The organism is Taibaiella soli (genome assembly GCF_003236175.1).
Taxonomy (GTDB): domain Bacteria; phylum Bacteroidota; class Bacteroidia; order Chitinophagales; family Chitinophagaceae; genus QKTW01.
Genome location: NZ_QKTW01000017.1, coordinates 133042 through 147590 on the forward strand (window position 1 = coordinate 133042; position 14549 = coordinate 147590).

Genomic DNA, 14549 nt, shown 5'->3' on the forward strand with positions numbered 1-14549 from the left:
TCAGATATCTGATTTGTGGAGTTTTGGAGTGTCAAATTCTTACCGAAAAAGAAAGATAAAGATAACAACAAGCCGGCGATGTAGTAGTCGATAATGAAGACGTAAATGATGAAATGAATTCTGGGGAATAAAAAAAATGTCTTGCTATTTCAGAACTCTTTGGTTCCATGCCTGCATCTTCGTTCGGACTGCTCAAATATGAGTCCATGATTGCGCTCCTTTTCTTTTAAGGGCGGGTTGAAACGGTGGTGTAGTGATTCCATAACAAAAGTTTAATTATTCTCTTTGTCTAAAATTTTAGACTTTTGTGACAAGCTTAGCGGGAAAGATAAAGAAGGGGAACCGGCCCACATCGTCCCGGATGGAAACGGCCAAAAGTCGGAATAAAATAGAGACGTTTTCAAGATTAACCTGAATAGCTGTAAAAAGTATGATCGTAATAAACGCGGACTTTATTTGCAGACGGAAAAATAAGTCAGATGAAGCAGGGCATCTTCCTTCAGCAGAGGACGAGGAAGTGAAAAACAGATACCTGCAATTACTGGAAAAGAAATTGGAAATAGACGACCACTATTATGCACCAAGGGGAAGTGCATGACCAGACTATCCAAGAGCGTGCCATACCCCACGAAAATAACTTTATCTAAACCTCAACAAACTGCCATTTGAATTTACCTCTTGGTTTAGATTGGATGAATTGCCTGATTAGAAATCTAATAGCCTCCTCAATCTTATCCCGTTCTATTTTAGCATTGCGATAAATAGTGCTGCTTTTAGAAAATATAAGGAAGTCTGTTGGTGTGAAGTCTTCTACAGAAAATAAAAGAAAATCATCAACCACTTTCTTTTTATCCAGGACAACACTTATTCCAAGCGCCTTGTCATATCTACGCGTCTTCTCCGAAATCAAAAAGCACCATTGGGAAAGGTATTCGTTTTCAATTTTAACACTAAAAATTATTGGCAGTTCTGATATTATTTCCTGGGCTTCAAATTCTGTTAATCCTTTACTCCTTAGCCATTTAGAAATGTCATTGCGAATGTTTTTTCTTGCCCTGTTGATGGCATTGATTCCTTTGCGCCAATTACTGGCAAACATCCAATACAGCCTTTCCTGTGCTTCCCCGAACATTTGCTCATCTATTATAGGCTCAAAAGCATTAGGGACAATCACCCATTCGGAACGGGGGTTTTTATGTGATTTCTGTTTCAGCCGTCCCCATGTCCTATTGTATATCCGGGTGCCGATATAGACCTCATCTGTGAGAATTTTTATAATCTTCGATTTGTCCCACTGGTTGCCATTAGCAGAAAGTATTCCACTTTGGTTGAGTAGCAAAGCAATAGTGGATATCGAGTACCTCTCCTGTACGAACAACTGAAATATTTCCTTGACTGTTTTTGTTGTCTCATCATTTTTGGGGGCAAAAGAGACCCGCTCATTCGCAATTTGCTTATGCTCTCCTGGGCTTAGCATACGGATGGGCTTTTTATTTACGTCCAATAATTGACGAGCCATCCCATAAACTGCTATTCCTCCGGCTGAGTAGCCTTGTTTTGACACTTTCACACATCCGTGAAATACTTTATCGCTTAATTGGCGGCTATATTCCGCCGCCATGTAACGCTGGATAGAGGTCTCTAAACTTGAGATAAGCTGATTTGCTACATCAGGAAACCCTTTGGAAACATAGATAACTTCCTTGCCACGCTTTTTACACAAAAAGACGTAGTGTCCGGCCTCGTCCTGGTCTTGAAATCGCCCCCAACGCGAGACGTCGTAAACCAACACATAGTCAAAATGTGGTGCTTCGGGATTTTCAATCCAATACGTGAAGAGGTTTTCAAATCCCGCGCGGGTAGCGAGCAACCCGCTTTTGCCTTCATCAACTTCTTCGTGTATTATTTCGATATTGTGGTCACGAGCAAATTTTTCAGTATGTTGCCGCTGGAGGGCTACGGAATTTTCCTGTTTGTCTTCTGCCGAATGTCGGTAATATGCTACTGCCTTTTTTGATATTTGTTGAGTGGTAATTAGCATCTCTTACATAAAGTTTTCTATAAGTTTATAGAGATCTTCAACCAAATTTTGCTCTTTTTTTGTCAGTTCAATATTTAGGTTTCTTTTCACGCTCAAATCTTTTATCAGGCTCCTAATTTGGAATGAAAATCCTGATAATTGCGTCATTTCACACAGTTCATCTACGGATATTTGAGGTTCAGTAAGGAACTTCAATAATTCCTCTTCATTCAAAGAAGCAATTGAAAAAACTTTAGCGAGGGAAATAAAATCACTCCTTTTATATAACAGATTATCATTGATTTTCTTGAAAAGAATTTTTACAATATCATCAACTTCAAACCGCTTTATTTTTCGCAATTTAGGCAGCAGTTGCATTAGGGAAATACGTTGGTATTCTTTCAGATTATGCTCTGACATTAATTCGAGATATTCCATCCGCATATTCCTCAAAGCCGTAAAATGAAACAAGGTTGTTTGCCTCATCCCAATTAAGTCAGCGACTTCTTTTTCACTCGCATTGTTATACTCTGTTCTTATTCTATGAATGGCATTTGCCTTTTCAATCGGTTTCCATTCCCTTCGGTTATTTTGCATCTCATATCTACGGGCCTCAAACTCACCGTCTTTCATTTTTGGATATATACGGCAGGGTACTTTTTTAAATTTCAGTTCCTTTGCGCAGGCAAACCTCCGATGCCCGTCCATAATCCTGTAACGTCCTTCCTCAATTTCGCATACTTTAATTGGATCCTCAATTCCGTAAGTTGAAATTGATTTCAATAGGCGGTTGTGATCGCCACCGGCTCTTAGCCCAAATGCCTTACGGGGCTGGTTCAAGTCACCTTCGATTGCGTCAAGCGGCAATTCTAAAAACCTAAATGGATGAGGTTTAATTGAATTAATCAGACTATTTTTCTCTTTCTCGCTCATGATGAATCAATTTCAGGGTTAACTCTGAGTATATGCCTGCTTTGAAAGGATGGAATATATATTAAATGTGAGCAATTGATTTAAACTGAATGTAAACTCTTAGTGGAAATACGAAAAAAACACAAACGGCATTCATTTCCAGAATCGCAACTTGTGTAAAAAACTATCTAAAATGCTACAAATTGGCCCTAACTGTTTAATAGTATTTTGTCAATTCAGCATAAGAATGCAAATGGGATAACTTATTCAAAAAGGCCAGTTGATATATCAATACATTTGCTTCCCTTGATTGATTATGGATACAAATGATTTGATAAAAAGCGCATTTCAAAATGCAGGTGGAATACTCGACGGCAGCAATTGGTATGTTCTCGAAGGCCATGTTGTATTAAACGAATTCCGGATTACAAAACTGGATGACTTTTACATCAATAACCTTGTTGCCTTCAAACATGGAGAGGACCACGGTTATGTAATGCTCGGTATATTTAATTCTATCGAAGCTGCCGAAGAGTATCAAATACACATAAGGACGATTGGAAGAGATGAAAAAGGAAATTTTATCAAATAGGATATGAACACAGACGATATCATAAATAATGCATTAAGTAACGGTGGAGGAATATTGAATGGTTCTGGCCTTTGGGTGCTTGAAGGCAATGTAAATAGGAATGAATTCCGAATCATCCCTTTGAAAGAAGCTTATATCGATGGCTTCATGGTCTTTAAATTTGGGATTGAGACCGGCAATATCATCCTTGGAGTTTTTGATAAACCTGAAGCTGCGGAGTATTATCGAGACTGGATCAGATCAGTAGTACGTAGCGAAGATTGATTTTTTTGAATTACCGTATAGTTTATAAAGAGCAGTGATCACTGCTCTTTATTTTTTTGCTGATTATTGTTTCTCTTCGTTTTTTGAAGCGATTAAATACACGTTGTCTGCAATGTTTTGGATGTTGTCGGCTGAGTTGATCACTAACTTGATCAATTGAGAAATTGCAAAGGTTCCTATTATAGACACAATTAAGAGTACCAAATAGCCGAGCATGAGGTATGCACCGGTGGGATTGGAGTCGAACATGTCCATCCAGGTCCTTAAGCCAACGAGCACTACAATCGCAGTAGAAAGCGTTTCAATGATCCCAATAGCAATAAAAATTGCCGATAGCGTTCTTAAGAATGGATAAGATTTGTCGCGCATGTTTGTGATGTTTTTAAAATAGTGTTTAATGGTTGAATTAATCTTAAAGTAGCAAAACGTTTTGAATTTTGCAATTGCAAGCATAATGCTAAACCCTTCCAATTTGTTCCCGTTGTCGTGATTTGCCGGTAAACTCGCTGGAAAGAAATCAGCAATGGAAAACAAATCAGAGATTATTCTCGCTTACCTCAAATCAAATCCAGGAGCGACCAAAGTTCAAATCAGCCAAGCCACAGCAATCAAAGGACTGGAGCTATTCAACCTGCTACGCATGTTGACACGTGAGCGAATCATTCAAGAAGACAGTTCTGGAAACGAGCCAGTTTATACTGTCTTTTCAGAAATGCCGGAACCAAAAGAAGAAACTCCAGAGGAAGTTGAACTGAAAAAGAGAATAAAAGCTGGCAGAGACGTATCTCAATATACTTTTAATGGCAGATCATACGGCAAAGGTCCTTTGGTTAGAGCGGTGGTTGCTCAGTATGTGTTGGATCATCCGGAGATCACTTACAAAGAACTGAAAGAAGTGTTTCCTGATGATCTTCTGAAACGATTCGGCATCTTTCAGGATCAAAAGACGGCGAAAGAAATTGCACCGAAAGGAAATCGGTATTTCACAAAACCTGAACAGGTCATCAAATTGAAGGACAGGGAAGTTGTGGTATGCAGTCAGTTTACTTTGGAAAACCTGCAACCGTTTTTGAAAGTGGCACGAGCATTGGGATATGAGATTGTAGAATCATGATCCCATTAATTTAGTATTGAAAAGAAGACTGCTTAAAATGGCAGTCTTCTTTATTAAGTTCCGTTTTTTGTACCAGTTTTGTATGGTTAGAATGTTTCCACAAGGAATTGGGTTATTTTCATTTTCCGGGCTGCAATCAAATCTTTAGTCCAAATAATATCGTCTTTTGTCATTTCCTGGATTTCTCTTTGCTGAGCTAAATGAGTGTATGAGTTGCGTTTTTCAACAAAAGGTTTATTGCCGACTGAACAGTTATGCGATTTCGAAAGCAGAAGATAATTGCCTAAGCAGTCAATGTATTGATCCTTGAATTCTTCGTCATATTCACAGTAGCCAGCGGCGAGTGGTTTGCCATCCGTAGGTGTTTGTGGTGCGATATGCTCTAATTCAGGCTTGACAATTTTGTCAAAGCGTGTAGCTGTGTAGCCGCGTTTGCCCTGCGACTCCAAATGATTTTCATATTTCCATAAGAGGTACTTTGCGATTCCATGGCTGATTGGACCTTGTATTGCGTTTTTAAATTCGTCGTTATTCCAATAACTCCACCACCATGACTGAGAACTAACATTCCTCATCCAGTTTATGTGCTTGATTATTGATTCCGCATCAGGATTGTTCGCTGTGAATTTTCGGAATGCTTCGTTAAGTCGAGAAGTAATTTCAGCTCTCGTTCCAATAAGCCTATTCCTTATGATAATTGATTCAAATTTGGAGCAAAGGAGGCAGATTTTATCGATTGATAAGCCAAACGTGTAAGCTTTAATGATAAATGGGATCGCGATGCCAATCCCGCCTAATTTAATAAGTGAATGAATTTCGATTCGCTCTTTTTCGTGTTTTGAAAAGAACGTCGTTAAATGCTCAAAGCTTGTTGCCAGGGAGTGTGTAAAGGATTTGATGAAAGATATCGGGTTTCCCGTCGACAACACTTCATTTATACGATCAACGGCGTCGGTTTCCCAAAGGGAATTGAAATGAACGCGTAGCGTATACACAAGGACATCGTCTTCATCTATATCATACTCAATGGATGATATAGACTTGTAAATTTTCTCAAAGCGATTCTTTATTTCCTCTATTAACGCGTCTTTGTCGTCTGTGGCAAAAAGATGCACATTGAACATAAATTGCGCTTTGATAATTTCGAGGTCTGTTGGTTTTTTTCCACGATTATTCTGAAAAATGAACATTTGAATCGCTTCAGATTCGTTCTGTACCGGGTGGGTTGTACAGGTAGCATTCTGTACTGTGTCCAACATCTTGATTAGGTATGCCTCGTCTTTTTCACTCAAATGCTTACTAAAAAAATCAAAAGCATCAGCAATTCTTTTTGCCGATTGGGTTTCGAGTGCGTTTTTATCCTTTTTTACCTGCTCGATCACATAATCTTTAAAGAATTGACGATCGTAATCAACGGTTTCAAAGCGGTATGTCGAATTGCGTTTGATGATATCTTCAAAGGCCTCTTGCTCAAGTTCTGTTAGTTGGCGGAATTGTTTTAAGCGAGTAAACAGCGCGGACAGGAAAATGACTATTGTGGTTAAGCGCTGTTGTCCATCAATTATGCCATACATGTTGCCACTCTGTTCTTCGAAAAGAAAATGTCCGAAATAGTAAGGCGACTTTGTTGCGCTTTTATTATAGGCATCAAGGTCTGATAGGAAAGTATTTACCTGCTTGTTTGAAGTGTCGTCACTTGAATCTGTGTCCCATGTGTACGCCCGCTGATAAGTTGGAACAAAAATCCGGTTGCCGGCCTGCATTTGCTTGATAGTAGTAGAAGCTTCCATTAATAAAAGTCGTTAAAAGTGTTTAAGGTAAATGATGCGACAAATTATGATTATTATTTTATTCTGCGTATTTGTGATAAGACGATTGCCTTGCAGATTCCATATGGTGGCTTATATTTATAGAGAAGTTCAGTGTGGGTCCTCACGCTATCAAGATCCCGAAAACATAAATATGAAAACGGACGTTAAGTTTAGTAGAATAAAAGATGTTATTACAGATAACCTTAAACGCGCCACCAAGGAAATAAAGGCGGCTAACGAAATTCTCTTTTGAATTACTTATTACGACTTGAACCTTTACTCCCTTTTCAGCTTTCTGTGTAAGCGCTCGAATGATATCTTCATCGGTAAGCCAAGCTACTGTAAGGTTGGAAAATTCAAGGACTTCCTGCGTTTCGGAGGACAGCTATTTGTTTCGCCGATGCCATTACCAGGCAAGAAGTAGTGAAGAGAACGTTGTCGTGTTTGGCCTGGATGATGATGATGCGGAAGATGTACGATTCCTAAAGCAATTTGTTGAGAAGCATAAATTCCTCTGTTTAAACGAGGGTTTGCCATCGTAGACATAAATAATTTGAAGGCATTTCAAACGATGGGCAAAGATATGTCCTTATTAATTTCGCAATCTGACGAAAGCGAGATACTTCTACGTGCCGAGTTCGAGGATGCGGTAAGGGACTCATTTGAACAATCGAAAAAGGCGAAAATCAGGTTGATCGAAATCTATAACGATATCGCTACAAGGGCGGTGAGTTTGTTCCAAATGTGTTCTCGTTGTCCGTCTAATTTACTTCTTCCAAAATCTAATCAATTCAAATCTTTTCGTTATCCATGCATTCGAAAAAGAATACTGCTGAATCCCCATACCCAATAATCCTGCAAAGATTTGCCGTGGAGTTTTCCATCTTGTCTAAAACACTTCAAAACGGTTTTACTATTCATATCAACATATACAACCCAAGCAGATGCTACGTCAGCCTCAACGTCTACACCTTCTGCAAAGAAAATAAGACCAAGGCCATTTTTGTTGCCAAAGTTGTATTTCCTAACTAAAGTATTAATTACGGATTCGTCCCATTTCTTTTTCACGGCTGATAAATAGTTTGGATTCTGTTGGTGCGAATTGGCTTTTTGGGTGGGTTCAAGAAAGTATTCAACATTTTTCGAATCTCTATGCAATGCCCAATGGAAGTTATGGTCAGCACCTTTGGCTACAAAAATGTGGTCGATAGTCACTTCTGAATTCCAAATTGGCACATAGGAATTTTGTATCATTTCATTAGTTATTTTAATTGTTTTTGAGCTGAAATCTTCGCCTGAAAATGTAGCTTGGGTAAAATCAATACCCAACATCGTAATTGGGATGTCCGTATTGTTGATATCGCCAATGTTGTATTCTTGTTTTCTCGAAGTGTTCGCATTATTACTGGACTCGCTTGTTCCGATGCCAACGTCCCAAACATATGGATTGCCTGTTAGTTTTGTATAGACTTTCTGAAGTTCACTGCTGTGCGAAGATTGGGGGTACTGATTTAGGAAAGATTCCATTTCGGTCAGATCGTTTGTTTTTTGAATTTGGGCAAAATCGTCATCGTATTTCTCTTGCTTTTCTTTCTCATCTATAGAGATGTTGACGATGTCGATATACTTATCCCGTGGATATGTTTCTTTATCGGTAACCGCAAAAAATTGTTTTAGTGACCCATTTAGGCTATCATGATATTTCCACGTTTTTTGTTCTAACTTATAAAGAGTATTGATTTTTAGATACAGGGTTTTCGAGTTTGGACCGCCAAGTCGACTTTCTGCTCCGGCTATTTTAGCTAATGCTTCTTCGTATTTGGAATCATTGTACATTGTCTCCGCTTTTGTGTAAAGTGCAATAGCTTCCATTTCTGCGTCTTGCCCGATGGAGAAAAGTGATGGCAAAATGAATGCCGTGGTTAAAATAAAAAATCGAGAGAACATAACTTTTGATATTTAGGTTTATTTATTCCAAAAATCCTTGGTAGGATCATCGTTTTGTTTATTTACGGAAAGCGTAAGAATTCTGATGGTCGCCCCAAGCTCCTTTAGTTGGTCAACAATTTCCGCTTGTTGCGCCTCGCAAATCGTTGTCTGTTCGAAATATCCCAGAAATTTAACCGTCTTGAAGTGTAGCTGCTTTCCGTAGTGTTCCGTGAGGTTGGAAACTAATGGCCAGGTGCCGTCTGAAAGTTGCTTTACTGCAAGAGGTTCGCTTACTGCCACTGTAAAGTTGGAAAATGAAATTTCGTCCCACCCTAATGCGTAGATATAGATTGTCGAATCCTTGAAATTTGAGAATGGTGATGGCACTGAAAATCCCGGAATTGCATTCATAAATGCTTTCCGCTCATTTACAGTTCTCTGTTCTAATTCTTGTTGTTCTGTTTGTTGTCTAATTTGTTCCGCAGCTGCCGCTTTCTCTGCCTGCCGCCGCCTAATCATATCTTCAATTCCCGATGCAATTACGGCGGTACCCGCCGCTATATTTAATGTGTTTTGTTCATAGGTTGTTGTGGCAATCGATGCTTGTTGTTGTAATCCAATTGCAATTTGATAGGAAATATTTTGTTCCTTATTTTGCAATAGTTCTCCCATTTCTTGGGAGGATGTCTTTAATTCAGTCGCTAAATTTGTTGAAACAGTTGATTGTGGGTTTGTGCTATTGTTGCGCATCCCAGATGAATTATTCTTGACAGTGGAAGGTTCATCCCAAAATTTTGAATGGGAATTCGAATCGTTGGGTTTTGCGAATGGAGAATGTTTTATTGTTTTCTCGAAGCCATCTGGGTCTATTTGAAGTTCATAATAATTACCAGCGTGTTCTGTACTTCCATGGCCGGTTTTTGATTGATTTTTTGGTGGAACTGGAGTCTTTGATGACTGAGGCGGAATTTGATAGTCACAAATTTGATCTTTTAAAACAAGTAATAAATCGAGACCTTGCTTGAGGCTCGGCGCCGTTTGATCAGAGGCGACGGCTGCAGCAAAGTTTTGATGCAAGCTATTTAGTCGAGTCACAAAATCGTTTAACGCATTTCCTGGTGCATTTTCCGATTTTAAAAATCTCCAGCATGCAACTGCAGCATCGTACTCATTGTTGAATGAATTGATAACGGGTGTTCTTTCGGCATTATGACACTCGTTATATATTTTTTCCAGCTCTGCTTGTCTTGCATATTTTACTCGCCTGCATATTTCTAAGAATTTTTCCCAAGATCCTGTTTCTTGATGCCAGTGTTGAACAGGGCAGCATGGAGGAGGGCCTCCGGCCTGACATTCACCTTCGTTGTTTTCAACCCATCCGCTTTGATATGAACAGGCTACTTTATGTAAGTATTTCCAATTGCTCTTGTCATCGTCTATGTATTCTTGGCGTTTTTTATCAATTCTTTTTCTACATTCATCGCTTATATTGACCCGTGTCCACAAAGGATTTCTTTCATTTCGCACCATTTCCCACGAAATATTACAATTAGGAAAGCAGTCCTTTTCTTGCGCCATCAGGCAAAAAGATTTGACAATTAGCATCGTTAAGAAAATACTTCTGAATGTAAACTTCATTGTAGGGGAAATGGATATACGAATTTAATATATTTTATTCAAATAATGTGTATCGTTAATGTTGACAGTTTTCATATGTTAATATTAATCAGGCTAAACCTCTTTTTTATTTTATTCTGTATGTTGGTGGCTCATCACCCTTCATCTGGCATTTCGTTACGCATCGAACGAGTGATTGGAAATTTCGATAAAATCGAATCTTTTCAATTTTTGCGACCGTCTGGTTTGGATCAAACGGATCTGCTGGTGGCAGCTGCCAACAATTGACTTTTGAATGGTCCTGGTAAAAGTTTCCATACGTGGTCGGGGCCCCCTTTTTAGATATTACTCAGTTTTCCGTACAGAAGGGAATGCAAGAAATAGGCAGGCAGCATTCAAAATTGTGAGTGAAAATTGATGAAAAACCTAAGGCAATCCCGCCACAAGTAGACGATGAGGATTACAGTATTGAATACAGTTATGCAATTTTTACAATATAAATCCATTAATAGAAATGTATCGTCAATTGATGTCATGTGTAGGGGTTCGAATTAGACACCTGGACAGTAAGTTCGTACCGCGGTAGAGCTATTTTCAGAATCAAATTTGATTCAAGCTTGCCGACATGTCCAACAGGATTTCAAAGTCTCAATTTGGATAGATTTGAAAGGACGGTAAGTTTGTACCAGGTTTGTTTATTCTTCAATTTGAATATCGTCGACAAGCCGGTTAGGTTGTTCAGAGTCAATTCTAATCTGTTCAATTCTTCCTTCTGACTCTTTCCGATTCTTTCTTCTGATTGTTCAATTTGTCCTTCTTCTAACCTTTCTAACTAAATTCTCTTAATAATTACCTGTTCATATGTACTAAGGTTTTCAGCTTCTCTTTATTGATTAATTCAAAGAGGTTCTATCGAGTTTATGCATATTAGTACTGAGGTTTTCAAAGATTATTTTGTTGTACTCGTTCTTTGGTAATATGCATATAAGTACTGAGGTTTTTGAAGAGATGAGATATGTCAATTGAACAGGTATCAGGCACTTTCCGAAACAAGTCATAACAGAGTTTTAGATACTCGAATTCTTGATAAAACTGGAAAAGAATATCAATGTCAAGCGGAACAAATCGGGATTGATATCGGAGATATAAACGACAAACGAATAAAACGGCAAAACGACATTGAATTCTTCGCTTGATATGGAATCAGTGTATCAATATTGAATCTCGCAAAGACGGTAAGAATGGTACTATGCTTATCTTCATTTCAAACTCTGCAAAGGACGGTAAGTTCGTAGTGGGCATTTTTTCCTTTCGGTGAATCGGCATTTCTCTCCCATTTTCACGTAAATTAATTTACAAAAAGTGTAAACTTTTATTTAAATTTACCTGTTCTATATAATGAATCGATGAAGATAGAAGATGTAAAATCAGGTAACAGGCATGATGCGGTGATTGTAGAGTTGGAAGCCAAAGACTATGAAATAATTAAAAAAAGCAAACGTTTCTATTTTACATGGAAACAGGAAGACGGCAAAGTTATATACAAATTATGCAGGAAAGGGGACGATACGATATTGGGATTGATGTCTCTGATTGATCATCCCGAAAATTTCGCGTTGGAGATTGGACATTTATGTGCTTCTAAAGAGAATGTCGGCAAGAACAAGCAGTATTCATTAATTACAGGGTGCCTTATTGCATATGCATGCAGGGAAGCTTTTAAGAAAGGATACGGTGGTTATGTTTATTTAAAGCCAAAAGATCAATTGAAGAAACACTATCACGAATTATATGGCATGGATTTTACAGGTATCTATATGGTAACAGAGGAACAGAATTCAGCAAGATTGATAAAGAAATATATTGAAGGTAAGTAGGGAGTCTTTATAATAAACAATTGAAGTAGCATTAGTAAAAAACTGGAAGTAGCATGAAACGTCAAACACAAAAAATAAAAGAACAGTCCGTCAATTCGGATTTAGATAAGTACACCAATAAAGAACTTGCCGAATCTTTTGTTTTCCCATCTAAGAAAAGCGCAAAACAAACGGAGGAGGAAAAGGAATTCTGGGAAAAAAGAAGAACTGCTTTTGAAAATAGAAGTTCTGCAAAAAAAATATATTCAAGGCTCTTGCAATTAAAATATCAGATCGAGGATTATATCAAAAGCGACGACTATGATGAAAGAACAACATTCGGTTATTTTCTAAAAGAGTATATCCATATCCTCGATAAAAAGAATAATCAATTTGCAAGTGAAATAGATATTACGCCGACGGAATTAAGTCAAATAATCAACAGTCATCGAAAGCCAAAAGAAAATATAATAATCCGACTTGAGATACATTCGAATGAGAACATTCCGGCAATTACATGGTACAGACTTTTAGAAAAGGAAAAAGAACACGAAATCATCACTGATAAGATCATGCGGAAAAGTGAAAAGGCGCATGTAAAAAGAATTGCAGAATTTTCGTTGTAACAATTTATCGATAAAGTGCCTTCCAGAGTGAGGGCATTTTTTTATAGGATCCGTCAATCTTTTCCAACTTTTCCGATCAGTGAGCATGGTATGTTTGTACCAGGTATTTCCAACTTACGGCAATTCCGCGGCAAGTTGATACCAGAAAACGGCCTCTTGCATACAGTTTGATTATTTTCGTAATATAAATCCACTATTGTATTTGAATTAAAAATAGTTTTCATGTCTGGGTTCTAATTAGACACCTGATTGAAGCTTGATACATCAAAGTTCTATTTTCAGAAACTATCACTATTGATACACATTGGCGAGTATATGTCGGCAAATTCAACGATCAATGTCTCAAATCTGAGAAATCTGCAAGGACGGTAATTTCGTTCCTTGTATTTTCTTTCTTCATTTCTTTCGTCGAAGATCTACTGAGCTGGTAGTTCATTCTAATCTATTCAATTCGTCTGTTCAATTCTTCCAGATCCTCTGTTATTCTCCATTTCTGATCTTTGAAGATTCAATGGTCAACCTATCTTTTTGCATTGAGATTTCTGTATTCTTTTGCTGATCTATTGGTTGTGATTCCTTTGTCATTTGTTCTTCCTAAAGATAAATCTGATGATCTCTCTATTAGTTTCTTCTGAATAATTACCTGCATATATGTACTAAGGTTTTCAGAGTCTCTTTATCGATATACTCTTCGGATTCTTTCTGATTTCTCTGTTGAGTTAAATCTAATAAGATCTGCTATGCATATTAGTACTGAGGTTTTCTGATTTGTTTCAGTTGATTCATTTAGGAGATTCTTTTCTTTACTTGTTAACGGGATAGTTCTTCGGTTGTATGCATATAAGTACTGAGGTTTTCTGAGAGGATGAAATATATCAATTGAGATAGGGATCAGGGTACTTTCTAAAACGATTCACAACGGAGTTTGGAGTATTCAAATTCTCAATCAAACATGAAAAGAATATCAATGCCAAGGATAAGTCAATCGGGGATGATGTCGGAGACGTAAACGACAAATCTTTCAGGCATTCTCAAAGTTATTTTATACGCACCACAAACCTTATGAATCTGTCGGCGAGAAAGTTAAAGTTGAATCGGATCAATGGGCCAGACAAGCTTCCTGATAATCCCATTTTTCGTTTTCAAAACCTTCGTCCAGGAACGGTTTTATCACTCCAAAATAGTCCACCGTTGCCGGAATATTTACCGCAATCAAGGATGGGATGTTGCTGATCTCCGATTGACACTGTAATTCCTCTAACGTTTTCATCGTTGTCCTAATAATCTCCTTGTCATAAAAAACGATTTGAATTGTACTGTTTCCAGATTCCGTTATCAAATCTTTCACGACTAAATTCCCATCTTCGATTGTTCCGCTTACGACATCTCCCAGTGAATAGTTTTTGACGTAAAAAGGGATATTGTCGATTTCATAATTATTGCCAACCGACTTTACCCACATACGTTCGGTCATAGTTTCACCGTCATTTAAATACGTGAAATGCATTTTTAAATAGCTATCGCTTTTTGACATAGATGCTTCAATTATGGTATCCTTTGACTGGATAGGCAAGTTATCATTTTATCACTATCTATTTATCCTGCTACCTCTTTCTAAATTCCTCGTTCTTGAATCTCTTCTGCCGGTTTTCTCTTTACTTCATTTTAGATCTTGCTTCTGAACGGGTTGGCCAAATGACCGGATGTTTGGTATGACAAGTGGCACTGTTGAATTACACCCGGCGGAGTTTTGGAGTATCGTCATCGTGGTGAAACGGGAAAAGAATATCAATGCCAAGGCACAGTCA

General features: G+C 38.0%; 12 protein-coding genes. 5 read left to right on the top strand and 7 right to left on the bottom strand.

The genetic code is table 11. From position 1 onward, the window contains the following. Positions 1 to 643 precede the first annotated feature (643 nt). Both DN068_RS12075 and DN068_RS12080 read right to left on the bottom strand, forming a co-directional pair. On the bottom strand, positions 644 to 2041 hold the full coding sequence (locus DN068_RS12075; RefSeq protein WP_110999186.1) for a recombinase family protein: 1398 nt from the start codon (positions 2039 to 2041) through the stop codon (positions 644 to 646). Between the two features lie 3 nt (positions 2042 to 2044). Continuing rightward, positions 2045 to 2953, bottom strand: coding sequence for a ParB/RepB/Spo0J family partition protein (locus DN068_RS12080; protein ID WP_110999187.1), 909 nt, complete (start codon positions 2951 to 2953; stop codon positions 2045 to 2047). 295 nt (positions 2954 to 3248) lie between these two features. On the opposite strand from DN068_RS12080, the gene DN068_RS12085 reads away from it, so the two are divergent. Beyond that, positions 3249 to 3524 carry a hypothetical protein gene (locus DN068_RS12085; protein ID WP_110999188.1) on the top strand — a complete coding sequence of 92 codons (276 nt, stop codon included), beginning with the start codon at positions 3249 to 3251 and terminating at the stop codon, positions 3522 to 3524. 3 nt (positions 3525 to 3527) lie between these two features. Further along, complete coding sequence (locus DN068_RS12090) at positions 3528 to 3788, top strand: hypothetical protein (RefSeq protein ID WP_110999189.1); 261 nt, start codon at positions 3528 to 3530, stop codon at positions 3786 to 3788. Positions 3789 to 3851: 63 nt separating this feature from the next. Here DN068_RS12090 and DN068_RS12095 read toward each other — a convergent pair whose 3' ends face one another. Further along, positions 3852 to 4157 carry a hypothetical protein gene (locus DN068_RS12095; protein WP_123985327.1) on the bottom strand — a complete coding sequence of 102 codons (306 nt, stop codon included), beginning with the start codon at positions 4155 to 4157 and terminating at the stop codon, positions 3852 to 3854. 154 nt (positions 4158 to 4311) lie between these two features. Between DN068_RS12095 and DN068_RS12100 the strand changes: the two genes are divergently transcribed. After that, on the top strand, positions 4312 to 4902 hold the full coding sequence (locus DN068_RS12100) for a hypothetical protein (protein ID WP_110999191.1): 591 nt from the start codon (positions 4312 to 4314) through the stop codon (positions 4900 to 4902). A gap of 86 nt (positions 4903 to 4988) precedes the next feature. On the opposite strand, the gene DN068_RS12105 is transcribed toward DN068_RS12100, so the two are convergent. The 3 genes from DN068_RS12105 to DN068_RS12115 all read right to left on the bottom strand — a co-directional run bounded on the left by DN068_RS12105 (position 4989) and on the right by DN068_RS12115 (position 10280). After that, complete coding sequence (locus DN068_RS12105; RefSeq protein ID WP_110999192.1) at positions 4989 to 6692, bottom strand: DUF262 domain-containing protein; 1704 nt, start codon at positions 6690 to 6692, stop codon at positions 4989 to 4991. Positions 6693 to 7517: 825 nt separating this feature from the next. Further along, positions 7518 to 8660: an outer membrane protein assembly factor BamD gene (locus tag DN068_RS12110; protein ID WP_110999193.1), complete on the bottom strand. Its 1143-nt coding sequence runs from the start codon at positions 8658 to 8660 to the stop codon at positions 7518 to 7520. Positions 8661 to 8678: 18 nt separating this feature from the next. Continuing rightward, positions 8679 to 10280 carry a hypothetical protein gene (locus tag DN068_RS12115; protein ID WP_123985328.1) on the bottom strand — a complete coding sequence of 534 codons (1602 nt, stop codon included), beginning with the start codon at positions 10278 to 10280 and terminating at the stop codon, positions 8679 to 8681. A 1385-nt stretch (positions 10281 to 11665) separates the two neighbouring features. Here DN068_RS12115 and DN068_RS12120 point away from each other — a divergent pair. Both DN068_RS12120 and DN068_RS12125 read left to right on the top strand, forming a co-directional pair. Continuing rightward, positions 11666 to 12136 carry a hypothetical protein gene (locus DN068_RS12120; RefSeq protein WP_110999195.1) on the top strand — a complete coding sequence of 157 codons (471 nt, stop codon included), beginning with the start codon at positions 11666 to 11668 and terminating at the stop codon, positions 12134 to 12136. Between the two features lie 53 nt (positions 12137 to 12189). Continuing rightward, positions 12190 to 12741, top strand: coding sequence for a hypothetical protein (locus tag DN068_RS12125; protein ID WP_110999196.1), 552 nt, complete (start codon positions 12190 to 12192; stop codon positions 12739 to 12741). A 1099-nt stretch (positions 12742 to 13840) separates the two neighbouring features. Here DN068_RS12125 and DN068_RS12130 read toward each other — a convergent pair. Then, positions 13841 to 14275, bottom strand: coding sequence for a DUF4265 domain-containing protein (locus DN068_RS12130; protein WP_110999197.1), 435 nt, complete (start codon positions 14273 to 14275; stop codon positions 13841 to 13843). Positions 14276 to 14549 lie beyond the last annotated feature (274 nt).

Coding starts and splice junctions, on each gene's coding strand:
- DN068_RS12085 (WP_110999188.1), top strand. CDS start 3,249: ATGGATACAAATGATTTGATAAAAAGCGCATTTCAAAATGCAGGTGGA.
- DN068_RS12115 (WP_123985328.1), bottom strand. CDS start 10,280: ATGAAGTTTACATTCAGAAGTATTTTCTTAACGATGCTAATTGTCAAA.
- DN068_RS12090 (WP_110999189.1), top strand. CDS start 3,528: ATGAACACAGACGATATCATAAATAATGCATTAAGTAACGGTGGAGGA.
- DN068_RS12100 (WP_110999191.1), top strand. CDS start 4,312: ATGGAAAACAAATCAGAGATTATTCTCGCTTACCTCAAATCAAATCCA.
- DN068_RS12125 (WP_110999196.1), top strand. CDS start 12,190: ATGAAACGTCAAACACAAAAAATAAAAGAACAGTCCGTCAATTCGGAT.
- DN068_RS12075 (WP_110999186.1), bottom strand. CDS start 2,041: ATGCTAATTACCACTCAACAAATATCAAAAAAGGCAGTAGCATATTAC.
- DN068_RS12120 (WP_110999195.1), top strand. CDS start 11,666: ATGAAGATAGAAGATGTAAAATCAGGTAACAGGCATGATGCGGTGATT.
- DN068_RS12105 (WP_110999192.1), bottom strand. CDS start 6,692: ATGGAAGCTTCTACTACTATCAAGCAAATGCAGGCCGGCAACCGGATT.
- DN068_RS12130 (WP_110999197.1), bottom strand. CDS start 14,275: ATGTCAAAAAGCGATAGCTATTTAAAAATGCATTTCACGTATTTAAAT.
- DN068_RS12110 (WP_110999193.1), bottom strand. CDS start 8,660: ATGTTCTCTCGATTTTTTATTTTAACCACGGCATTCATTTTGCCATCA.
- DN068_RS12095 (WP_123985327.1), bottom strand. CDS start 4,157: ATGCGCGACAAATCTTATCCATTCTTAAGAACGCTATCGGCAATTTTT.
- DN068_RS12080 (WP_110999187.1), bottom strand. CDS start 2,953: ATGAGCGAGAAAGAGAAAAATAGTCTGATTAATTCAATTAAACCTCAT.